Source organism: Kribbella sp. NPDC050281, assembly GCF_040655855.1.
Classification (GTDB): Bacteria; Actinomycetota; Actinomycetes; order Propionibacteriales; family Kribbellaceae; genus Kribbella.
Genome location: NZ_JBFAKS010000002.1, coordinates 308,038 through 330,487, shown reverse-complemented (window position 1 = coordinate 330,487; position 22,450 = coordinate 308,038). Strand labels below are relative to the sequence as shown.

Below are 22,450 nucleotides of genomic sequence, written 5' to 3'. Positions count from 1 at the left end.
TTAGGTCTAAATGTTTAGCTCTAAACGTAGCATGGGGTCGTGGCCGACTCCTATCCCCTCGATACGCCGAGCCCGTACCCCGCCGCGGAGATCGCCCGCGCCTGGCGGCGGGAGCGGCCCGGGACGCCGACCGACTCGATCGAGATCGTCACTCCGCTGTGGCGGCTGGCCAAGCTCTTCGCCGACGACCGTCGGCGGCTGCTCGCCGATCTCGGTGTCGACCCGGCCACGCTCGATCTGCTCAGTGTGCTGCGCCGAGCCGGAGCACCGTACGAGTTGACGACGCGTGAGTTGAGCCGCCGCACGCTCGTCACCGCCGGCGCCATCTCGCAGCGGGTCGCCCGTGCGGAGGACTCCGGCCTGGTCACCCGCCGGACCGCCGGTGATGGGACCCGCGCGGTCGTCGTGACTCTCACCCAGACCGGCCACGACCTGATCGAGCGGACCGTCGACCAGGTGCTGACCCGCGAGTCCGAGCTGGTCGCGTCCCTGTCCCCCACCGGCCGCGCCGAGCTCGCGTCCCAGCTCGAGGAGTTGCTCGACGACATCGGCCGGCGAGCCCGCAAGCCTTGACCCGGGCGTAGAGGGTTCTGCGGACGACCGAGCGTGCATCCGTGGGCCAACTTTCTACGACCGGTTCAATGAAACAATTGAAGGATGCTTGCTGCCGACAATCACGATGCCATCCAGGTGCGAGGAGCCCGCGAGAACAATCTCGCCGGCGTCTCGCTCGACATCCCGAAGCGCCGGCTCACCGTCTTCACCGGGGTCTCCGGCTCCGGCAAGTCGTCGCTGGTCTTCGACACGATCGCTGCCGAGTCGCAGCGGCTGATCAACGAGACCTACACCGCGTTCGTGCAGAACTTCATGCCCAGTCTGGGCCGGCCGGACGTCGACTCGCTCGGCAACCTGTCCGCCGCCATCGTCGTCGACCAGGAACGGATCGGCGCCAACGCCCGCTCCACGGTCGGCACCGCGACTGACGCGCACACGATGCTCCGCATCCTCTTCAGCCGCGCCGGGACGCCGTACGCCGGTCCGCCGTCGGTGTTCAGCTTCAACCGGGCCGAGGGCATGTGTCCCGACTGTGAAGGACTCGGCCGGACCACCGAGTTCGACCTGGAGGAGTTGGTCGACCGGAGCAGGAGCCTGAACCAGGGTGCGATCACGGCACCCGGGTACGCCGTCGGCGACTGGCCATGGCAGGTGATGGCGCACTCCGGGCTGTTCGATCCGAATCTGCCGCTCAAGGCCTATCCCGAGGAGACCTGGCGGCAGTTCCTCTATCAGGAGCAGACGAAGATCAGGGTCGGGAAGAGCAACCTGACGTTCGAGGGCCTCGTCGTCCGGCTCCGGCGCCAGTACCTCGGCAAGGACCGCGAGTCGATGCAGGGCCACCTTCGCGCGTTCGCGGAGCGCGCCGTGCACCAGCAGATCTGCGCCGCCTGTGGTGGCGTCCGGCTGAACGAGGCGGCCCGGTCGGTCACGGTCGACGGCCTGACCATCGGCGAGTGCTCGGCCATGCAGATCAGCGACCTTGCCAAGTTCGTTGCCGGGGTCAAACATCCGGGCGTCGGGCCGATGGTCGAGGGGTTGCGCCAGACCCTCGACTCGATGGTCACGATCGGACTCGGCTACCTGAGCCTGGACCGGGAGTCGTCGACGTTGTCCGGTGGTGAGGCACAGCGGGTGAAGCTGGTCCGCCATCTCGGCTCGAGCCTGAGCGATGTCACCTATGTGTTCGACGAGCCGACCATCGGGCTGCATCCGCACGACATTCAGCGGATGAACAACCTGCTCCTGCAACTGCGGGACAAGGGCAACACGGTGCTGGTGGTCGAGCACAAGCCGGAGACGATCCGGATCGCCGACCACGTGGTGGACCTCGGACCGGGTGCGGGTCTGGCCGGCGGCCGTCTCTGCTACGCAGGCGATCTGGACGGGTTGAAGCAGTCCGGCACGCTGACCGGCCGGTACCTGGATCATCGCGTCGCCGTACGGGACGACGTACGGCGGCCGACCGGGCGGCTCGCCATCGAGAACGCGACGCTGCACAACCTGCGGAACGTCGACGTCGACATCCCGCTCGGCGTGCTCACCGTCGTGACCGGGGTGGCGGGATCCGGGAAGAGTTCGCTGGTCCACGGGTCGCTGGCCGGACGCGACGGGGTGATCATCGCCGGGCAGGAGCCGATCCGCGGTTCGAAGCGGAGTAATCCGGCCACGTACACCGGATTGCTCGACCCGATCCGGACCGAGTTCGCGAAGGCGAACAAGGTGAAGCCGGGGATGTTCAGTGCGAACTCGGTCGGTGCGTGCCCGGCTTGCAAGGGCATCGGGCTCGTCTACACCGATCTGGCGATGATGGCCGAGGTCGCGTCGACCTGCGAGGACTGCAACGGCGCCCGCTTCACCGCGGAGGTGCTCGCCTATCGCCTGCGTGGCAAGAACATCAGCGAGGTCCTGCGGATGACGGTGGCCGAGGCGCGGGAGTTCTTCACCAAGGGCCAGGCCGGCACGATCCTCGAGCGGCTGTCGGCGGTGGGGCTCGGCTACATCGGTCTCGGGCAGCCGTTGACCACGCTGTCCGGCGGTGAGCGCCAGCGGCTGAAGCTGGCCATCAACATGGGCAGGAGCGGTTCGATCTACATCCTCGACGAGCCGACGACCGGCCTGCACCTGGCCGACGTCGACCAGTTGCTCGCGATGCTCGACAAACTCGTTGACGACGGCAACACGGTGATCGTGATCGAGCACCACCAGGCCGTGATGGCGCACGCCGACTGGCTGATCGACATCGGACCGGGGGCCGGCAGCGACGGCGGTCGCGTCGTCTTCACCGGCACCCCGGCCGATCTGGTCGAGAGCAGCCCGACGCTGACCGCGGAGCACCTCCGCGAGTACGTGACCTCAGCGAACGAGTTCGGCGGCGAGGTTCTCGATCACGTCGCGCCAAGCGTCTAGGTGGCCGGCGGCGGGGCCGGTCTGGGTGACCACCAGGCGGGCTCCGCCGTTGCCGTCGTGCAATGCCCAGGTGACCTCGCCCTGCGAGCAGGTGTAGGTCAGGAGCTCCGCCTCGGTCACGTCGGTCACCGCACCAGGATCAATGCCCTTGGCAACGAACCCGGCCGGCGGTGGGCTGCCGACGGTCGCCGACTCGGCTCCGGTGAGCAACTGCCACACGGCTTCCTTCGGCCGCACCAACTGCCGCTCGAACCGCACTCCCCCGTCGTCCAGCACGACGCCCTGGTCGAGCCCGTACGCCTTGACGAAGTGCTCGTGCAGTACGGCGTAGTCGCGCTCCGGCACGGTGTCGCCGAGCACGCGCTCGAGCGCGTCGAAGCACAGCGTCCAACCGCCGGAGAAGCTCGCGGATCCCGGCCGGTCGTCGTACGTCGCGGTGAGGTGCAAGGTGCACCCGTCGCCCGACGGGACCAGCTCCCAGCGGAGCACCTCGACGCCCCAGGTGTACTCGATCAGGTGCGGTGGTTCGTAGGCGCGGATCACGCCACCGTTCTCGAGGTCGACGGGCGCGCCCGGGTCCTCCTCGAACGTGAACGTGACCGCACCGTCGAGCCGCAGATCCAGCTCGACCGCGGCGGGGAACCACCCGGCCAGCTGCCCCGGCTCGGTGATCGCTCGCCAGACCTTCTCCACCGGATGCCGCAGTGCGCGCTGCATCCGCAGTACTGTCCGGCCGTTCTCCGTGCTCAAGGTCTCGGTCATGACCCCATATATACCTGATCAGGCATATACGATCAACCGGCGAACCGGGCCACATCCGCGAGTTCGTCGGCGAGGTCCACCCGCGGGCCGAAGAGCTCGTACGAACGATCGGCATGCCGCCAGGTACCGATCACGCGCCCGCCCCGCACCACCGCCGGGCGAAGCATTCCGCCGCCCGGAAACACCTTCCGGTGGTACTCCTCGGCCAGCGCCTGCCGCCGATCCTGATACCCGAGCAGATACGCGTCGAACTCCCCCAGCAGGCGCACGGCCTCGCTCCCGGGCAGATCCTCGACCGCGACCAGCACATCTCCCTCGATCTCGAACGACTCGGTCGCCACGGCCTGCACCGCGGCCCGCGCGGCCGGCACCGGCAGCCCCGACCAGGTCGCGAAATCCCGAGCCGTCGCCGGGCCGTACGCCGCCAGGTATCGACGGGCCAACTCCTCGGCATCGCCTTCCAGCACGAGCGGGTTCCCCAGCCAGTCGCGGACCGCGACCCAGGTCTCGTCCTTGTCATATCCGGGCCCGTAACACAGCCGTCCGAGCAGCCCGGTGTGCCGGATCAGCGCATACACGGCCTGCCCCCGCGGTTCCTCGATCAGCCCGGCCTTCACGAGTACGTCGGCCAACTCGGCGCGACCGGTCGGGCCGTTGGTGAGCAGATGCTCCTCGAGAAGGTCGGCCGCTTCGGCCCGGATCGCCTCGGTCAGGCCGAGTTCGCCGTACCGGCGCTCGGTGTCCTTGATCAGCTTCGGCCCGAGCAGCCCGAGCAGCGGGCCGGCATCCTCCACTGCGACGAGTTGCAGAGTCCCGCGCATGAACCAGCCGCGGATGACGGATCGATCGATCTCCTGCGCCTGCGACACATCAGCGAAGGTCGTGGCAGTCGATCGAGCCCGCACAGCGTACGCCGCCCCACGCCAGGCCTGTCCCTGCACGCCGGCCGTTCGGCGTACGACGTCCGCCACGGCAGCCGGACCGGGATCGGTGACGGGACGATCCAGGCAGTTGGCCTCGAAACGGGCGGCCAGAAGCCAGTCGACAGACCTGTGCGGCACCCCTGCATCACATCATGAGCACGGGTGCCGCAGACAGTTGCCTCGTCAGCCCAGGGCGGGCTGGACGAGGTTGGCGTAGTTGGCTTGGCCGGTGACGTTCGGGTGGTAGGACTCGGTGACCGGGTTGGACAGGCCGTTGATCCACTCCGGGCTGCCGCAGACGGAGTGGCCGATGAACAACTGGGTCGGGTTGACGAACGCGAACCCGGCCGCACCCGCCGAGGCGGCGATCTTCGAGTTGAGCAGGTCGGCGGTCGCGTTCAGCCGAGTCATCTCGTCCGGGCTGAAGAACGTGCCGGCATTGCAGTCGGTGCCGTTGAAGATCCGGGGGTAGCCGACCACCACGACCCGGGCCGACGCCGCCCGGCTCCTGATCGACGAGTACAGGGTGTTCAGCCGGCCGGGCAGCGTGTTGTTGATGATCGACTGCGCATTGGCGACCGCGCCGGTGCAGTTGCCGAGCCAGGACGGCTTCGCGCACTCGGTGATCACCGACGAGAACCCGGCGTCGTTCCCGCCGACCTGCACGGAGACGATGTTGGTGGAGCCCGTCACCGACGGAAGCTGGTTCGCCGTGACGTCGGCGACCCGGGCCCCCGAGCAGGCCACGAAGGTCAGGTTGGCTCCTATCCGGCCGGCGTCGATGTAGGCGTACGCCTTGGTCGAGCGCTGGCAGGAACCGCTGCTGGAGATGTAGGTGCGGGTGCCGACGCCCGAGGCGTAGGAGTCACCGAGTGCGACGTAGTTCGGCGCGGCCGCGTGGGCGACCCCTGGACTGAGGAGCATCGCGGCGCCGAGGGCCGCGGCGGTGAGCAAACTGGCGATGGACTTCATGGGGCGGACCGCCTTTGCGTGTGCGAGGGGTGGCGACAGAAGTACTCATCGTCACCTTCGCTGACTCGTGAGTAACACACAAGGGTCTGGTAAGAAGTTCACCGCCAGTTGCCGATCCTGGTAGACCGAGGTCTCCGGTTAGTCGTTCCACGACGACAAGCCGGGGCCGAGCGGCAGTGGATAACAGCCGTCCACCAACTCGACCCGGCCGTCCGCGGGCAGCAGCCCACTCTCCACGTAGATCGTGTTCGGCAACGCGGCCAGTACGTGGATGTGAGCACCCCCGCCGTGCGAGGCGTACGGGACACCGAAGCCGGCTGCCATCAGTCCGATCTCCAGACAGTCGGTGAGCCCACCGGCACGCCTCAGGTCGGGCTGCACCACGCCGACTCCCCCGCGGGCGATCAGGTCCCGGAACGCCGCCTGCCCGTACCGGTTCTCGCCGGTTGCGATCGGGATGTCCAGCTTCTCGGCCAGCCGGACATGGGCATCGGTGTCACCGGCCGGCAGTGGTTCCTCGAACCACCGGCAGTCCAGTTCCTCGTACACCCGGCCCCGCCGCAGCGCCTCGGAGTACCCGAACGCCTGGTTGGCATCCACCATCAGCGGCGCATCCGGCCCGATCACCGCCCGGACCGCCTTGATCCGCTGCACGTCCTCACTCAGCGGGCCGCCGCCGACCTTCATCTTCACGCCCCGGAAACCCTGCTCCATCGCCTTGGCCGACACGGTCTCCAGGCCCGTGACGTCCAGCTCGAGCCAGCCCACCATCGCGTACGTCGGGATCGCGGTCCGCTGCGCACCGAGCAGCTTCCAGACCGGCACGTCCAGCGACTTGCCGAGCAGGTCCCACAGCGCCAGATCGATCGCCGAGATCCCGTACGACGAGAGTCCGGCCGTGCCCTGGTAGTCGGTGAGCGTCTGCAGCTTCTGCCGGATCCCGCGAATCAGCGTCGGGTCCTCGCCGACGATCGCGGGCGCCAGTTGCTCGGTGACGATCGAGGCCAGCACCGCCGGCGAGCTCGCCACTCGCCCGAAGTACGTGTTGCTGACCCCGGTGATGCCTTCGTCGGTTTCGATCCGCACCCGGGTACGCCCGTTGCGATCGAGCAACTGGATCGCGTCACGAACGGGATGCGCCTTGGCCTCCGACAGCACCTCGACGCTGATCTCCGTGATCTTCATGTCACCCCTTGCCTGCGAGTACGTCTTCGACCTTCTGCTTGACGCTACCCAGCGCCGCGGCGGCGGTCTGCTTGCCGCTCCAGACGTCGTCGAGCACCGGCCGGTAGATGGTCCGGGCGCGTTCGATGTAGCGGCTGAAGTTCTCGTTCACCGCGTTGTCCAGCGCCTGCGTGACCAGAGCCAGGTTGGCCGGTCCCTTGTCGTCCGGCACGAACAGGGCCGACGAGCTCTTCGCGACCGGCATGAAGCCGCGCGACTCGGCGAGCAGCTTGGCCGCGTCCGCGGCGGCGCAGTACTTGAGGAAGTCCCAGGCCGTGTCGGGGTCCTTCGAGTCCTTCGGGATCGCCAGCACGGTCATCGTGTTGACCGTCTTGCGGGCGGCCTTCATCGGCGGCGGGAAGATGTCCCACTTCACCTTCGCGTTGCTGCGCAGGTACGGGATGCCGCTGGTCAGCGACAGCAGCATCGCGACCTTGCCCGTCCCCAGTTGCGAGAGCGCCCAGTTCGGGGTCTGACGGCCCGCCGTGACGGTGGCGAAGTCCGGGTGAACCTTGTGCACCAGGGCGAGGTCGGCGACCCACTGGACCGCCTCGGCACCCTGCGACTCCGCCAGCGTGAAGCGGGTGGCGTCCTTCGAATAGATGCCGTCGCCACCGTTGTTGACCGGCCACACGGTCTCCAGCGAGGTGTCGGGGAAGACCAGCGCGCCGTACCGTTCGCCGTTCGGCTTGGTCAGCTTCTTCGCGGCGTCGAGGAAGTCGTCCCAGGTCCAGCCGCTCGCGGCCCAGTCCTTCGGCGGCAGCTCGACGCCGGCCTCGGCGAAGGCGTCGGTGTTGCAGTAGATGACGCCCGGGTTCGTCATGATCGGCCAGGCCGCGTGCGCGCCGTCTTCCTGCTTGGGGAAGTTGAAGGCGACCGGGAAGTAGTCCTCGGCCTTGATCCCGTCCTTGTCCAGGTACGGCTTCAGGTCGAGCAGGGAGCCCTCCGCGTAGTACCCCTTGACGTAGTCGTCGTTGATCCGGATCGCCGTCGGCGCCGCGCCGGACGACAGGACGGTGCGCAGCTTGGTGTCGTAGTCGTCGCCCGGTACCGACTGGATGTCGAGTGTCTTGCCGGCCTGCTTGGCCCAGTTCTCGGCGACCGTGTAGAGCGGGGTGCCGCTGTTGGTGTCCCAGGTCAGCCAGGAGGCGTTGCCACCACCACCGCCTCCCGCGCCGCCGTTGCCGCTGCAGGCTGCCAGCGGCGCACCGACCGCGATCGCCCCGGTCGTGAGGCCGAGGGCTTTGAGCACCGACCTTCGAGAAAACTGTCCTGCGGTCATGGTCGTTCCTGTTCTGTCAGGGGTGACGCCACGCGGCACGCGTGACGGGTGTTGCAGTGCTCGGATGGGGCGGAGGTTGGCTCTCTCAGTTGGTGCGCAGCTTCGCGATCGCGTCCTCGTTCAGCTCGACACCCAGCCCGGGCAGCTCCCAGGGCGTGATCTCCCCGTTCACCGGGACCAGCGGGTTCTGCCAGATCGGCACGTCGTCCAGGATCGGGTTGTGCTCGATGTTGTACTCCTGCGGGTACACGCAGGCCGGCGTACTGACCCAGAGGTGGGCGTGTGCCGACGTACCGACCGTCTGCTGGGTGTTGTGCACGGTGATCGGCTTGGTGTAGGTGTCGGCGAGCACGGCGATCTTCTTGAACTCCGTGATCCCGCCGCACTTGATGACATCGGGCTGCAGGATGTCGACCCGGCCCTCCGTGATCAGATCGCGGAACTGCCAGATGGTGTACTCCTGCTCCCCCACCGCGATCGGGATGACGACCGCGTCGGCCAGCCGTCCGTACGCCGCGTAGTCGTGCGCGGCGAGTGGCTCCTCGAAGTGCCAGACCCCGAGGTCCTCCAGTGCGTGGGCCAGCTTGATCGCGGTGTGCTCGTAGTACGCGTTGTTGACGTCGACCAGGATCGGGAAGTCGTCGCCGACGAGTTCGCGGACCGCGGTCACGGTCGCGATGGTCTGGTCGAAGCCGTCGTCGTGCATCCACGGTGTCGACGAGTGGATCTTGTAGCCGTAGAAGCCCTTCTCCTGGAAGGACTTCGCCCGCTCGGCCTCCTCCTGTGGCGTCATGCCGCGGGCCATGGAGCTCGCGTACACCTTCATGCTCTGGCGGTACTTCCCGCCGAGCAGCTTGTAGACGGGCAGTCCGGCGGCCTTGCCGAGCAGGTCCCACAGTGCGATGTCGATGCCGGCGATGGCGTTCAGCTGAGCGCCGCCGGGTCCGAGCTTGTACGGCTTCGTGTACAGCCGGCGCCACAGCCGCTCGATGTCGGTGGCCTCCTCGCCGACCAGCAACGGAGCGAGCGCGTGTTCCACCACGCTGTGCGAGACGTGGGCGTTCATCGGGCTGACCTCGCCGACGCCCACCAGGCCCTCGTCGGTGTGCACCTTCACGAGGTGGAGTTTGTCGAGCAGGATGATCGATTCGATCCGGGTGATCCGCATGGCTATCCTTTCAGGCCGGACATCGTGATGCCCTGGACGAAGTACTTCTGGGCCAGCAGGAAGAGCAGCAACGGCGGCAGGATCGTCAGCGTCGCCGCCGCCATCATCAGATTGGTCTGGGTGAAGTACTCACCCTTGAACAGCGCGAGCGCGACCGGCATCGTCTGCAGCCGCGTCGAGTTGAGGAAGATCAGCGGCCCGAACAGGTCGTTCCACGAGCCCATGAAGGTCAGCGCGCCGACCGCGGCCAGCGCCGGCTTCACCTGCGGCAGCATGATCCGCCAGAAGGTGCCGAAGGTCGACGCGCCGTCGAGCTTGGCCGCCTCCTCCAGCTCCATCGGTACGCCGCGGAACGCCTGCCGGAGCAGGAACGTGCCGAAGACCGGAGTCAACACGTTCGGGATCCAGAGCGGGTAGTGGGTGTCGATCCAGCCCATCTCGCGGAACAGCATGTACTGCGGGACCAGGTACACCATGCTCGGGATCATTGCTGTCGACAACAACAATGCGAAGGCGAGGTTCTTGAACGCGAAGTTCAGCCGGGCGAAGCCATAGCCGGCCAGCGAGGCGAACAGCAGCAGGAACCCGACATTCAGCGCCGCGAGCTTGCAGCTGTTCACGAAGAACGGCAGCAGTCCGTCGCCGGCCTGGGAGTAGTTGCCCCACTGGAAGGTCGACGGGATGAACGTCGGGGGCGACTGCAGTACCTCGTTCTCCGGCTTGAGCGACGCGCTCACCATCCACAGCATCGGCATCGCGAACACGACGGCGAAGAAGATCAGGACGAAGAGGACGACGATCCGGCGCGAAAGGTGCCGTGGTGGTTTGTTGACCGGAATCCGCAGCGCTTCAGTTGTCATAGTGCACCCACCGCTTCTCCATCTTCCACTGGATCGCGGTGACAACGCCGACGATCACGAACAGCACCCAGCCCATCGCCGAGGCGTAGCCCAATCGGCCGTGCCCGAAGGCTGTCTCGTAGATGTGGAAGATGAACACCGAGGTGGCGTTGTTCGGCCCGCCGGACGTCATCACGTAGATGATCCCGAACACCTGGAACGACGTGATGAACTGCGTGATCGTGAGAAAGAACAGACTCGGTGTCAGCAGCGGTACGACGACGGCCCAGAACCGCCGCCAGGCCGACGCGCCGTCGACCGTGGCCGCTTCGATCAGCGAACTGTCGATACTCTGCAGCCCGGCCAGCAGGATCACCATCGGGTAGCCGACGCCCTGCCAGAGCGCGACGATGATCACCGCGATCAGGGCCGTCTTGGTGTCGGACAGCCAGGCCGGCCCGTCGATCCCGATCGTCCTCAGCGTCGAGTTGAACAACCCGTTGTCGGGGTTGTAGAGCCAGAACCAGACGAAGCCGATAGCGACCACGTTGGTCACCGCGGGCGAGTAGTACAGGGTCCGGAAGATGCCGATGCCCTTGACCTTCTGGTTGCACAGCACCGCCAGCCCGAGGCCGATACCGATGCTCAGGATGACCACGACCAGGGTGAAGATCACCGTGTTCCGCAGCGACGGGTAGAAGGTGTCGTCGACGGTGAACAGCTCGCGGTAGTTGCCCAGGCCAAGGAACTTCGGCGAGTTGAGTCCGGTCCAGTTCGTCAGCGACACCACGAGGGACGCCGCGACCGGCGCCAGCTGGAAGAACAGCACACCGAAGATCACCGGGCCGACGAACAGCCAGCCGGCCAGGTTCTGCCGTTTCGGTTTGGCCTTCACCCGCTTACGGGCCGGGGGTCCGCCGTCGACGTCGGGCGGTGTCAGAGTCGGAAGGACGGCGTTGGCCATCGGTCACACCTCGATCCCGATGTACTTCTCCTCGAGGAATTCGAGGATGCCTTCGGAGCTGCCTTCGCGGCCGAGCCCGGACTGCTTCGTCCCGCCGAACGGCGCCGCCGGATCACTCAGTACGCCGCGGTTGACCGCGACCATGCCGGCGTCGATCCGCTGCGCGACCGCGAGCGCCTGGGCGGGATCGCCGTACACGTAGGCGATCAGGCCGTAGATGGTGTCGTTCGCCATCGCGATCGCCTCGTCGACGTCGTTGAAGGACACGATCGCGGTGACCGGGCCGAAGATCTCGATCTGGTTGATCGCGCTCCCGTGCCGTACGTCGGTGAGCACCGTCGGCGGGTAGAAGGCGCCGACCTCCGGCGTCTCACCGCCCAGGGCGAGCGTCGCCCCGTCGGCGACCGCCTGGTCGACCAGCCGGGCCACCTTGTCGCGTTCCTCCGGCGACACCAGGGCGCCGAGCTCGTTCGACCGGTCGGCGCCCGGGCCCATCGTGATGCCCTTCATCGCCACCGTGATCCGGGCGCTGAACTCCTCGACCAGCGAGTCGTGCACGTAGAACCGGTTGGCCGCCGTACAGGCCGATCCGCCGTTGCGCATCTTCGCGACCATCGCGCCCTCGACCGCGGCGTCCACGTCGGCACCAGGCAGGACGACGAACGGCGCGTTCCCGCCGAGTTCCATCGACGAGCTGACCACCTGGTCCGCAGCCTCCCGCAGCAGCAGGCGGCCGACCTCGGTCGAGCCGGTGAACGACAGCTTCCGTACGGCGGGATGGTGCAGCATCGCGCTGACCGCGGGGCCGGCCGGCACAGGCGTCACGAGGTTCACGACACCCGCCGGGACACCGGCTCGACGGAGGACCTCGACGACGTACGACGCGGTCAGCGGGGTCTGGCTCGCCGGCTTCAGCACCACCGAGCAGCCGGCTGCGAGAGCGGGCGCGATCTTGCGGGTCGCCATGGCCGCCGGGAAGTTCCACGGGGTGATCAGCACCGACACCCCGATCGGATCGCGCCGGACGACGATCGTCTTGTCACCCGACGGCGAGAGCCGGAAGTCGCCGCCGATCCGGACCGCCTCCTCGGCGAACCAGCGGAAGAACTCGGCCGCGTAGCTCGCTTCGCCGAGGGCGTCGGCGTACGCCTTGCCGTTCTCGGCGACGATAAGGCCGGCGAACTGCTCACGTTCGGCGGTGAGGATGTCGAAACAGGTCCGAAGGATCTCGGAGCGCTGCCTGGGCGGGGTCGCCGCCCAGCCGGCCAGCGCGTCGGCCGCCGCGTCCACCGCCGCGAGGCAGTCCGCCTCGGTGGCGGCCGCGAACTGTGCCAGCTCGGACCCGTCGGCCGGATCGTGCACAGCGAATCGCCGGCCGTCGGCGGCCGGGCGCCACTGACCGTCGATGAAAAGATCGTGCGGAGAGATCATCTGGTGTGCTCCCAAGGCCTGGTCAGAACGGGTTACTGCGATCGCCGGCGTACGCGGCGCGAGTGATCTCGTACAGCGCCTCGGTATCCAGCGGGCGGGGGTTGTTGTCGACGAGCCGGGCCGACTTCAGCCCCATCGACGCGACGTACGAGAGCTGGTCCTCGGTCAGGCCGAGTTCCTTCAGCGTGGGTGGGATGCCGATCCGGTCCAGCAGGCGTTCGACCGCCTCGATGCCGGCCAGTGCCTGCGCTTGTCCGCCGTCACTCGCCGGTACGCCGAAGATCGTCGCGATCTCAGCGAACTCCGCGACCCGGGCGGGAGCGTTGTAGCGCATCACGTACGGGAGGAGTACTCCGACTCCGACACCATGCGCGGTGTGGGTCAGCGCACCGAGCGGGTACTGCAGCGCGTGCGCCGCAGCGGTCCCGGCGACTCCGAGTGCATAGCCACCCGCGTTCGCCGCAAGCATCACGTCGGAGCGTGCCTCCCGATCGTCCGGATGCTCGAAGGCCTCTGGAAGGGCCCGGGCCAGCAGCCCGAGACCCCAGCGTGCGTAGGAGTCGCTGATCACGTTCTTGCCGATGAACACGCGACCTTCGCCGACCGCGGTGGGCGGCCGCTGGATCGCGGTGAACGATTCCACCAGATGCGACACCGCGTCGGCACCGGCGCTCGCGGTCAGTGCGGGCGGGCAAGTGTAGGTCAACTCCGGGTCGCAGATCGCCACCGAGGGAATCAGGTACGCCGACGAGATACCTGCTTTGAGTTCGCGGCGGCTGTCACTGAGAACGCAGACCGGCGTCACCTCGGACCCGGTCCCGCCCGTCGTCGGTACGGCGATGATCGGCAGGACCGGTCCAGGTACGGCGTTCTCCCCGTAGTACCGGTCGATCGGTCCGCCGTGGCTGAGCAGCAACGCCAGCGCCTTGCCCAGGTCGAGGCAGCTACCGCCACCGATCCCGATCACCACCTCGATTCCGGCGTACCTCATCGCGTTGTAGCAGGCGTCGATGTCCGAGGCCGGCAGCTCGGGGGCGGTGTCGGACCACACGCTCACGTCGATGCCGTGGTCCTTGAGGTCGTTGATCAGCTCGGTGAACTCGGCCGAGGCGGCCAGTCGCTCATCCGTGCAGACCAGCGCCTTACGCCCGTACTCCGCGGCATGGCGGCCGAGCAGCGAGCGCTGACCGGCGCCGAACACCACCGTGCGCGGTGATCGCTGTACGCCGAACGAGGCAGTGGTGATCGTCATCGTGGCGGGTCCTTGTCCGGTCGTGGGCGGGGTCATTCGGCCAGAACTGCTTCGGGCTGAGCTGCATCCCGGGCTGCGTCCTGTGCTGTGTCCAGGGCGGTCAGCTCGCGCCACAACTCGTCGGCGATCTCGATGCCGTGAGCCACCGACTCCTGATAGCGAGCCCGAGCTCCGTCACCGGGAACCGCGACCGGTGAAGCCGGGTCGGCAGGCCGGCTGCCGCGGACCTGGTCGAGGTACTCCGAGGCGGAGTACCCACCGCCGCTCATCAAAATGAACAGGTCGCCCTTGTTGCTCGGGCGGGTGTCGTCCAGCGTCCCGCCGACCGCCGTTCCGTAGGCGGCACCGGTCAGGAAGGTGACCATCGCACCCAGGCCGAGCCCGAGTCCGTAGCCCTTCGCTCCCCCGAACGGCGCGATCGATCCGCACTTGGCCGCCACCGGGTCGACCGTCGGGTTGCCGGCGGCATCCAGCGCCCAGCCCGGCTCGAGCGGTACGCCGCGCAGCGCGTGGTCATGGACCTTGCCCATCGAGACCTGCGACGTTGCCATGTCCAGCACCAGCGGATGCGGCCGAGCGGGAACACCGAGGGCCAACGGGTTCGTCCCGAGGATCGCCTCGGTACCGCCCCACGGATGGACCAGCGCCTCGCTCGTGGTCATCCCCAGACAGACCACGCCGCGCTCGGCCATCCGGCCGGCGTAGAAGCCGAGCATGCCGAGGTGGTTGTTGTTCGTGATCGAGCAGACCGCGACGCCGTGACGTCCGGCCGCCGGAACGACCGCCTCCAGAGCGCGGAGCGCGACCACCGGTCCCAGGCCCTGCTCGCCGTCGACGGACAGGTAACAGGGACTGAGCCATTCGTGCTTGCCCGTGTTCGTCGGGCTCGCGGTGCCGTTCGCCAGCCGGCGGAGCAGACGTGGCAGGCGGAGCAGGCCGTGGGACGGCACTCCCTTCGCCTCGGCGACCAGGAGAAGTTCGGCTTGCTGGGTCGCCGCCGGGGCGGGAACACCCGCGGTGACGAGTAGACGTTCGGCCAGGGACTGAGCTGTTGCGAGGTCTGTGTGCACGTCGACCATCCCAGGGGTGGATCGGTGGATCGTGGCGATTCTTGGCAGGCTAGATCAGATCAGATATGATTTGCAATGGTCTGTGGATACGGATTCACGATCTGGCCCACCACCCCGCCGGCCGGACAGGGAAGACAGATGAGCGAACGCGGTGCCGAGCGTCCCGAACGGACCCGGATGAGTGATGTCGTCTACGAGCAGCTGCAGACATGGCTGTTGGACGGAGCGATCCAGCCCGGCGAGCGGATCCGGGTCGACGTGGTCAGCCGCCAGCTCGGCGTGTCCCAGACCCCGGTCCGGGAGTCACTGAACCGGCTGGAGGCCGAAGATCTGGTCACCAAGACACATCTGATCGGATATTCCGCCAGCCCCAAACTGACTCCGGAGCGGTTCGAGGATCTTTTCGAGGCGCGGTTCCTGATCGAGCCGTACTGCGCCGGCCTCGCGGCCGGCCGGCACCAGCGGGTCGAGGTCGAGCAGATCGCCGGCATCGCCGCCGACCTGCGCGTCCGCTACCAGGCCGGCACGATGTCGTACGGCGCCTTCGCCCGCGAGGACGCCGAGTTCCACCAGGCGATCATCGCTGCCACCGGGAACAGCTACTTTGGAGAGATCTTCGCCAAGCTGCACAGCCATCTGCAACTGTTCCGGCTGCTGCGCGACTCCCGGGTGACCGAGGACGCGCTGGAGGAGCACGACCTGATCGTCACCGCGATCCGGCAGCGCGACACCGAGGCCGCGGACGCCGCGATGCACGCCCACCTGACCGCGTCCCGCAGCCGGCTGAGGTCCGCCTTCGAGTCGACCCCGGCAAGCGTCGAGGAGGCCGCCACGACGTCCTGATCAGCGCTCCGGGCCGGACACCGACAGCGGGTCGAATCCGTACGGGAGCTCCAGGCGATGCGCACTCATCAACTCGGCGTCGCCGAGCAGGTCACGAGTCTTGCCATCGGCAACGATCCGGCCGTCGTCCATGAGCAGGCTGCGCTCGCACAGCTGCAAGGCGTACGGCAGGTCGTGCGTGATCATCAACAGCGTGACGTCGAGCTCGGCCAGGATGTCGGCCAGCTCCCGCCGCGCCGCGGGGTCGAGGTTGCTCGACGGCTCGTCCAGCACCAGGACCTCGGGCCGCATCGCCAGCACGGTCGCCACCGCGACCCGTCGCCGCTGACCGAACGACAGGTGGTGCGGCGCGACATCGGCGTGATCCTGCATGCCCACCTGGACAAGGGCCTCGTGCACGCGGTCGTCGAGCTCGGCGCCACGCAGCCCGAGGTTCGCCGGTCCGAACGCCACGTCGTCGCGCACGGTCGGCATGAACAGCTGGTCGTCCGGGTCCTGGAAAACCAGCCCGACCTTCCTCCGCACCTCGGCGAGATGCTCCCGGTGCAAGCCGGTCCCGCCGATCTGGATCCGGCCGCTCCCGGTCCCACCCGCCACCGAGCCGAGGATCCCGTTCAGGTGGAGCACCAGCGTGGTCTTGCCGGCACCGTTCGGACCGAGCAGCGCGACCCGCTCCCCGCGCTCGACGGTGAAGTCGACGCCGAACAGCGCCTGCCGCCCATCCGGATAGGCGAAGACGAGCCGCTCGACGTGAATCGCTGGACCGCTCACAAGCCCACCACCCTTGCCATGACTGCGATGAGGACCGCAAGCAGGGAGATCGTGAGACCTTCCAGCCATTGCGATCGGACTGCTCCGGTCTGACTCAGCAGAGGCATCCGGCCGGTGTACCCGCGGGACCGCATCGCGAGGTGCACGCGCTCACCGCGCTCGAAGCTGCGGACGAACAGGCCACCCACTCCCCCGGCGACCGCCTTCAGATGGCCCACTCGACCACCGGCGTACCCGCGCGACTCCCGGGCGATCCGCATCCGGTGCAGGTCGTCCGACACCACACTGAGGTAGCGGATCATGAACGACAGGATCGCCACCAGCGTCGCCGGGAGCCGCAACCGTTCGAGGCCGGCCAGCAGGTCGCGGGGCGCGGTCGTCGCGGACAGCAGGATCGCCGCCACCACTCCGAGCGTCCCCTTGGCGAGCACGTTCCATGCACCGAGTACGCCGGACTGCGACAACTCCAGTCCGAGTACGTCGATCCGCGGGCCGGTCGCCACGAACGGCAGCAGCAGCGCGAAGACGATGAACGGCGTCTCCACCGCCAGCCGCCGCGACAGCACGTGGACCGGCAGTTTGGCCATGACCACAGCGGCCACGAGCATCGCGGCGTACAGACCGAAGGCCCAGAAGACCGCCGCCGGAGTGGACACGACGGCGAGGACGAAGACGAACAAGGCGACGAGCTTCACCTGCGCGGGCACTCGATGGACTCGGCTGTCCACCGCCACGAGCAGGCCGTCGCCGCTCACGATGCCTTGTTCGCCCGGACCGAGGCCAGCTTGGCGATGGCCAGGCCGAGCACGATCGTGACCAGTACGCCGATGATGCCGGCCAGAGCACCGGAGACCTCGGAGTTGCCGATGCCGCTGACGCCGTAGTCGGCCAGCGGGCTGCCGGCGACCGCGGACGACTTGGCGGCCGTCTCGAAGCCCAGCTTCGCGCCGACGAACTCCAGCCCGTCCGGATGCCCGCTCGCGAACAGGCTCAGCCCACCCGCCACCACCAGCGTGACCGCGATCCCGACACCGAGCGGGCGTCCGGCCGGCTTGGCCGCGATCGGCCGGTCCGGCGAGACGGTCGAAGTGTTGCCGTCGGCATCGACCAGGACGAGGTCCTCTTGCAGGTGGCGCGCGGCGTACACCAGATCGGGCCGCGTCGCGACCACCGCGCTCAGCACAGCCGCGGTGATCACGGCCTCGCCGATGCCGACCAGAATGTGCCAGCCGACCATCGCGGTGGCGAGCTTTCCGAGCGGGATGTCGACCGCGCCACCGATCGCGTACAGCCCGGTGAAGGCCAGCGCGGCGACCGGGACGGACACCAACGCGCCGAGCGTGGCCGCGGGTACGACGCTGCCGACCCGGCGCGGCAGCGCCTTCAGCACCGCACGCGTCAGGAAGTAGCCGACGAGGACCGTGATCAGACCCATCAATGTGATGTTCGTACCGAGGGCAGTCAGCCCGCCATCCGCGAACAGCAACCCTTGAACCAGCAGCACCGTCGACATCACCAGTACGGCGGACCACGGGCCGACCAACGCCGCGGCCAACGCGCCACCGAGCAGGTGCCCGCTGGTCCCCGCGCCGACCGGGAAGTTCACCATCTGCACCGCGAACACGAACGCCGCGGTCAGCCCGGCCAGCGCCGGCCCGGTCTCGCGGATCTCGCGGTTGGCCCGCTGCAGGCTGAAGCCGACCGCGCCCGCCGCGATCAAACCGGTCGCGACGGACGTCGGGGCGTCGAAGAAGCCGTCAGGAACATGCACCTGAACAATGGTGAGCTAGTTGCGACCGGATCGCAACAAGCAATTTCACAAAGCCTTCAGTGCTTCGCCGATCGCCCGGTGGAATGTCGGGTATGCGTAAATCATCTGTCGCAGAGAGTGCACAGGAACCGCCGCATGCACCGCGACCGCCAGCGCACTGAGGACCTCGCCACCCGTCGGACCCGCACTGGTCGCGCCGACCAGGACACCACGCTCGTTGTCGGCGACCACCTTGATGAAACCCTCGTTGCCGGCCTTGTGGATCCAGCCGCGGGTCGACGCCGGAATCGGGGTCGACCCGGTCCGCACGTCCAGCCCCGCCTCCCGGGCCTGCTTCTCGGTCATCCCGACCGCGCCGATCTCCGGATCGGTGAACGTCACCCGCGGCATCGCGTGGTAGCTCGCGGTCGGTGCGTCGGGCTCCTCGAGGATGTCGCGGACAGCGATGTCAGCCTGGTACATCGCGTTGTGGGTGAACACGCCGACACCGGTGACGTCGCCGATCGCCCACACCTTCTCGCCGGCCCGGACGTGGCCGTCCACGGCGATCCGGCGGGCCTTCGGGTCGAGCCCGAGCTGCTCCAGGCCGAGCTCGTCGGTCGCGATCCGGCGTCCCGTTGCCACCAGCAACTTCTCGCCGCTGACCGCGGACCCGTCGTCCAGCGTGACGGTGAACGTGTTCCCGGCGTACCCGACCTGCTTGGCGTGCAGACCGGTGTGGAACGTGACGCCGTCGCGCTCGAGCGCCTCGCGGGCCAGTACGCCGGACTCCGGCTCCTCCATTGACAGCACCTCGGCGGCACCTTCGATCACGCTCACCCGCGATCCGAACCGGGCGAACACCTGGGCCAGTTCCATCCCGATCGCGCCACCACCGAGTACCACGATCGAGGCCGGCAGCGTGTCCGCCTCGATCGCCTCCCGGTTCGTCCAGTACGGCGTACCCGCCAGACCGTCGATCGGCGGGACGGCCGGGATCGTACCGGTCGCGATCACGATGCCGCGGGTCGCCTCGAACTCGCGATCGCCGGCCCGGACCGTGTTCCGGCCGGTGAACGTGGCGCGCTCCTTCAGCACCGTCGCGCCCTTGTTGACCAGCCGGTCCACCGCGACCTGGTCGTTCCAGTTGTCGGTCGCCTCCGCGCGGATCCGCTTGGCCACCGGCGCCCAGTCCGGCTGGACGGACGCCGTACCGGCCATGCCGTCGACCCGTCGGGTCTCGGCGATCAGGTTCGCGGCCCGGATCATCATCTTGCTCGGGATGCAGCCGTAGTACGGGCACTCGCCACCGACCAGCCGGGACTCGATCCCGACCACGCGCAGCCCTGCCTGTGCCAATCGCCCGGCGGTCTCCTCGCCGCCCACACCCAGTCCGACAACGACCACGTCCACCTGTTCAGCCATGCGGACAATCTCGCAGAAGGGGCCGGAACCGGCCAAGCTCTGAGCCTGCGTGTCACCGCGCGGTAAGCAATCGTTCACCGCGGGCCACTACGCTGCGGAACTCGTAGAAGTGGGGATACATTGTTCGATTTCTCTGGTTTCGGCAGCATCAACATCGAGACCGTCATTGCCGCCGTGACGCTGTTCGGCACCTCGATCGTCTGGCTGCTCGACCGCTACCTGCTGCGCCGCAAACGGCTCGTCTACCGGGTCCAGGTGGATGCGCAGATCGGGGTGCACCCGAAGCAGAACCGCGCCAGGGAAATGGTCGACGTCGAGGTGGTCCACCAAGGGACGGTGGTCCAGGATCCCAGCATCGTGCTGCTGCGGCTGGACAACGCCGGCGGGACCGACATCGACGCGCGCGACATGCAGGACAAGGTCTCGTTCGTGTTCCCGGACCGCAAGATCGTCCGGATGAAGGTGGTCGAGTCGCAGCCGGACTCGCTCGGCAAGATGCTGGAGAGCCGGATGAACCCGGCCGACTACGTCGACACCGAGAAGCTCGTAGTACCCCGGATCGCGATCAACCGCGGCGACCACTTCAAGTTCCTGCTGGTGCTGTCCGGGAAGGGCCGCGACGTCGCCCACTCCGGCTACCTGGCCGGTGGGTCGACCGGCGGCGGGGTCTACCACGAACCACGGCCGCGCGGGCCGGGCCGCCGTACGTTGATGTTCGGCGCGACCACGCTGGTGCTGGTCGGCGCGCTAGTCGCGTTCTTCCTGGTCGACGTCCTGCAGCCGCCGGACAACTGCGAGTCGGGGCAGCTCCGGGTGATCGGGTCGACCGCTGTGGAACCGACCATGACCGAGCTGCGCAGTGCGTACGTGACCGACTGCACGCAGGCCGACATCACGATCGCGGCGAACGGCAGCCGCAGCGGTGTGCGCAGCCTCAGCGACCTGGGGGCGCAGGACGGCACCGCGGCGAGCAAGGTGATCGCCATGTCGGACGGACCGGCCGAGGACGCGCCCACGCTGCGCGGGGAACCGATGGCGGTGGTCGTGTTCGCCGTGGTGATCAACCGGTCGGCCGCGGTGACGTCGCTGACCACCGCGCAACTGCGGGCGATCTACAACGGCCAGATCACCAACTGGAAGGACGTCGGCGGCAAGGATCTGCCGATCCGGATGGTCAGCCGGGTCGGCCCGGACTCGGGGTCGCGACGGGTGTTCCGGGAGAAGGTGCTCGGCGGCGACCAAGAGCTCGGGATCACGTCCGACGACTGCCGCAAGGACGACGACGCCGCGGCGGCGAAGTACCACCGCTGCGAGGTCGGTACGACGGAGGAGCTGCTGACCCGGGTCAACGAGATCGGCGGCGCGATGGGCTACGCCGAGCTCGGCGGCGCCCGGAAGTTCCCCGACGTCACGATCGCGACCGTCGACGACGTCGTACCGGACTCCTCGAAGGTCGCGGCCGGGGCGTACAAGTTCTGGGAGGTCGAGCACGCCTACACCTACAAGGTGCCGGAGACCGGGTCGCTGACCTCGACCTTCCTGGAGTACGTACGCTCGCCGCAGGCACGCCCGATCCTCGAACGCAGCGGTCTCGTCCCGTGCAGTGATCTCCCGACGGGGTTCTGTGGTTAGTCTGCGGGGATGATCGTCATCGCACACCTGAGCGACCCGCATCTCGACGGTTCGGAGGGGCCACGATCCAGGCTCCGCCGGATCACGTCGTACCTGAAGGCCTTCACCCGGCCGGTCGACGTCATCCTCGTCACCGGCGACCTGGCCGACCACGGCCTGGAGTCCGAGTACGCCGAAGTCGCGGCCGAGCTGTCAACTGACATCCCGGTGCTGATGCTGCCGGGCAACCACGACGTGAGCGCGCCGCTCCGCGCCGGCCTGGCGTCATACGTCGACTCACCCGGCGACGGGCATCCGGTGCATCAGGTCCGGGAGGTGGCCGGGGCGCGGTTCGTCCTCGTCGACAGCACGGTGCCTGGTGAGGACCACGGGCTGCTGTCCAACGACTCGCTCTCCTGGCTGGACGGCGTACTGCGGGAGTCGTTCGACGGACCGGTGTTCGTGGCGATGCATCACCCGCCGCTCGAGCTGCATCATCCGGTCATGGACCAGTGGATGCTCCACGACCGCGAGGGCCTCGAGACGGTCCTGACCGGCAAGACCGTCACCGCGATCCTCACCGGCCACGTGCACAACCCGATCGTCACGACGTTCGCCGGCCACCCCGTCCTCGGCGCTCCTGGCATTCGCTCGACCGTTCCGCTCCCGTTCGAACCCCCGACCTCGGGCAGCGGTGTCGTCGACCCCACCGCCCACCCAGGTCTCGCCCTCCATGTCCACACGCCTGGCGAACCGCTGCAGACCGTCTACAGGTTCCCGCTGTGAGCGGCGACCTCGTCCTCCGGCCGATCGGACGGGTCGAGTCGTCACTCGCAACCCGCGCGGAGGCTCCCCGTCAGGGCGACGAAGGCGCACCAGACGCGTGGGTCGGGTTCGACGAGTCTGTCCGCGCCGCTCTTCAGGACCTCGCTCCGGGCGACGAGGTGATCCTGATCAGCTGGTTCCATCGCTCCGAACGCGACGTTCTCACCGTTCATCCACGCGGTGACCTGTCCCGTCCGGCGACCGGTGTCTTCAGCACCCGCTCCCCCGACCGCCCGAACCCGCTCGGCCTGCATCGCGTGACGATCCTGGCGACCGACGGCCTGCGCCTGCACGTCGATCACCTCGAAGCCATCGACGGCACCCCCATCGTCGACGTCAAGCCGGTACTCGGCGACATCACCGACCGCTGAGAT

The 22,450-nt window shown here is 68.1% G+C and carries 21 protein-coding genes; 6 read left to right on the top strand and 15 right to left on the bottom strand.

What is annotated here, in order from left to right:
• Positions 1 to 39 precede the first annotated feature (39 nt).
• Together AB0I34_RS04150 and AB0I34_RS04145 are read left to right on the top strand one after the other, a co-directional pair.
• Positions 40 to 573, top strand: coding sequence for a MarR family transcriptional regulator (locus AB0I34_RS04150; RefSeq protein ID WP_360439053.1), 534 nt, complete (start codon positions 40 to 42; stop codon positions 571 to 573).
• An 84-nt stretch (positions 574 to 657) separates the two neighbouring features.
• On the top strand, positions 658 to 2,964 hold the full coding sequence (locus AB0I34_RS04145; protein WP_360439050.1) for an excinuclease ABC subunit UvrA: 2,307 nt from the start codon (positions 658 to 660) through the stop codon (positions 2,962 to 2,964).
• Here AB0I34_RS04145 and AB0I34_RS04140 read toward each other — a convergent pair.
• The 11 genes from AB0I34_RS04140 to AB0I34_RS04090 all read right to left on the bottom strand — a co-directional run bounded on the left by AB0I34_RS04140 (position 2,911) and on the right by AB0I34_RS04090 (position 14,851).
• Positions 2,911 to 3,726: an SRPBCC family protein gene (locus AB0I34_RS04140; RefSeq protein ID WP_360439047.1), complete on the bottom strand. Its 816-nt coding sequence runs from the start codon at positions 3,724 to 3,726 to the stop codon at positions 2,911 to 2,913. The two genes, AB0I34_RS04145 and AB0I34_RS04140, sit on opposite strands and share 54 nt — an antisense overlap.
• A 32-nt stretch (positions 3,727 to 3,758) precedes the next feature.
• Positions 3,759 to 4,787: a winged helix DNA-binding domain-containing protein gene (locus tag AB0I34_RS04135; RefSeq protein WP_360439044.1), complete on the bottom strand. Its 1,029-nt coding sequence runs from the start codon at positions 4,785 to 4,787 to the stop codon at positions 3,759 to 3,761.
• A 45-nt stretch (positions 4,788 to 4,832) separates the two neighbouring features.
• Positions 4,833 to 5,621 (bottom strand): SGNH/GDSL hydrolase family protein, encoded by a 789-nt coding sequence (locus AB0I34_RS04130; protein ID WP_360439041.1) that lies wholly within the window; start codon positions 5,619 to 5,621, stop codon positions 4,833 to 4,835.
• A gap of 138 nt (positions 5,622 to 5,759) precedes the next feature.
• A complete protein-coding gene (locus AB0I34_RS04125) occupies positions 5,760 to 6,806 on the bottom strand; it encodes a mandelate racemase/muconate lactonizing enzyme family protein (RefSeq protein ID WP_360439038.1) in 1,047 nt (348 codons plus the stop codon).
• A 1-nt stretch (position 6,807) separates the two neighbouring features.
• Positions 6,808 to 8,127: a sugar ABC transporter substrate-binding protein gene (locus AB0I34_RS04120; protein WP_360439035.1), complete on the bottom strand. Its 1,320-nt coding sequence runs from the start codon at positions 8,125 to 8,127 to the stop codon at positions 6,808 to 6,810.
• Positions 8,128 to 8,212: 85 nt separating this feature from the next.
• A complete protein-coding gene (locus tag AB0I34_RS04115; protein ID WP_360439033.1) occupies positions 8,213 to 9,295 on the bottom strand; it encodes a mandelate racemase/muconate lactonizing enzyme family protein in 1,083 nt (360 codons plus the stop codon).
• Positions 9,296 to 9,297: 2 nt separating this feature from the next.
• Positions 9,298 to 10,155 carry a carbohydrate ABC transporter permease gene (locus AB0I34_RS04110; protein WP_360439030.1) on the bottom strand — a complete coding sequence of 286 codons (858 nt, stop codon included), beginning with the start codon at positions 10,153 to 10,155 and terminating at the stop codon, positions 9,298 to 9,300.
• A complete protein-coding gene (locus tag AB0I34_RS04105) occupies positions 10,145 to 11,098 on the bottom strand; it encodes a sugar ABC transporter permease (protein ID WP_360439027.1) in 954 nt (317 codons plus the stop codon). The genes AB0I34_RS04110 and AB0I34_RS04105 overlap by 11 nt, the downstream gene beginning before the upstream one ends.
• 3 nt (positions 11,099 to 11,101) lie before the next feature.
• Positions 11,102 to 12,529: an NAD-dependent succinate-semialdehyde dehydrogenase gene (locus tag AB0I34_RS04100; RefSeq protein ID WP_360439024.1), complete on the bottom strand. Its 1,428-nt coding sequence runs from the start codon at positions 12,527 to 12,529 to the stop codon at positions 11,102 to 11,104.
• 22 nt (positions 12,530 to 12,551) lie between these two features.
• Positions 12,552 to 13,781, bottom strand: a complete 1,230-nt coding sequence (locus AB0I34_RS04095) for an iron-containing alcohol dehydrogenase (RefSeq protein WP_360439021.1) — start codon at positions 13,779 to 13,781, stop codon at positions 12,552 to 12,554.
• Between the two features lie 32 nt (positions 13,782 to 13,813).
• Complete coding sequence (locus AB0I34_RS04090) at positions 13,814 to 14,851, bottom strand: Ldh family oxidoreductase (protein WP_360439018.1); 1,038 nt, start codon at positions 14,849 to 14,851, stop codon at positions 13,814 to 13,816.
• Positions 14,852 to 14,989: 138 nt separating this feature from the next.
• Here AB0I34_RS04090 and AB0I34_RS04085 point away from each other — a divergent pair, with 138 nt between their 5' ends.
• Positions 14,990 to 15,694, top strand: a complete 705-nt coding sequence (locus AB0I34_RS04085; RefSeq protein ID WP_360439016.1) for a GntR family transcriptional regulator — start codon at positions 14,990 to 14,992, stop codon at positions 15,692 to 15,694.
• Here AB0I34_RS04085 and AB0I34_RS04080 read toward each other — a convergent pair whose 3' ends face one another.
• The 4 genes from AB0I34_RS04080 to AB0I34_RS04065 are packed head-to-tail and all read right to left on the bottom strand — an operon-like array spanning position 15,695 to position 19,640.
• Positions 15,695 to 16,465 carry an ABC transporter ATP-binding protein gene (locus AB0I34_RS04080; protein WP_360439013.1) on the bottom strand — a complete coding sequence of 257 codons (771 nt, stop codon included), beginning with the start codon at positions 16,463 to 16,465 and terminating at the stop codon, positions 15,695 to 15,697.
• Positions 16,462 to 17,220, bottom strand: coding sequence for a cobalt ECF transporter T component CbiQ (gene cbiQ, locus AB0I34_RS04075; RefSeq protein ID WP_360439010.1), 759 nt, complete (start codon positions 17,218 to 17,220; stop codon positions 16,462 to 16,464). Before cbiQ ends, AB0I34_RS04080 begins: the two co-directional genes overlap by 4 nt.
• Entirely contained in the window at positions 17,217 to 18,236 is a 1,020-nt protein-coding gene (locus AB0I34_RS04070) for an energy-coupling factor ABC transporter permease (RefSeq protein WP_360439007.1), read from the bottom strand. Before AB0I34_RS04070 ends, cbiQ begins: the two co-directional genes overlap by 4 nt.
• Before the next feature lie 45 nt (positions 18,237 to 18,281).
• A complete protein-coding gene (locus AB0I34_RS04065; RefSeq protein WP_360439005.1) occupies positions 18,282 to 19,640 on the bottom strand; it encodes an NAD(P)/FAD-dependent oxidoreductase in 1,359 nt (452 codons plus the stop codon).
• 120 nt (positions 19,641 to 19,760) lie between these two features.
• Between AB0I34_RS04065 and AB0I34_RS04060 the strand changes: the two genes are divergently transcribed.
• From AB0I34_RS04060 to tsaA, 3 genes are read left to right on the top strand one after another with little or no spacing between them, the layout of a single operon-like run.
• Positions 19,761 to 21,272: a substrate-binding domain-containing protein gene (locus AB0I34_RS04060; protein ID WP_360439002.1), complete on the top strand. Its 1,512-nt coding sequence runs from the start codon at positions 19,761 to 19,763 to the stop codon at positions 21,270 to 21,272.
• 9 nt (positions 21,273 to 21,281) lie between these two features.
• A complete protein-coding gene (locus AB0I34_RS04055) occupies positions 21,282 to 22,037 on the top strand; it encodes a metallophosphoesterase (protein ID WP_360438999.1) in 756 nt (251 codons plus the stop codon).
• On the top strand, positions 22,034 to 22,447 hold the full coding sequence (gene tsaA, locus AB0I34_RS04050) for a tRNA (N6-threonylcarbamoyladenosine(37)-N6)-methyltransferase TrmO (protein WP_360438996.1): 414 nt from the start codon (positions 22,034 to 22,036) through the stop codon (positions 22,445 to 22,447). Before AB0I34_RS04055 ends, tsaA begins: the two co-directional genes overlap by 4 nt.
• Positions 22,448 to 22,450: the final 3 nt, after the last annotated feature.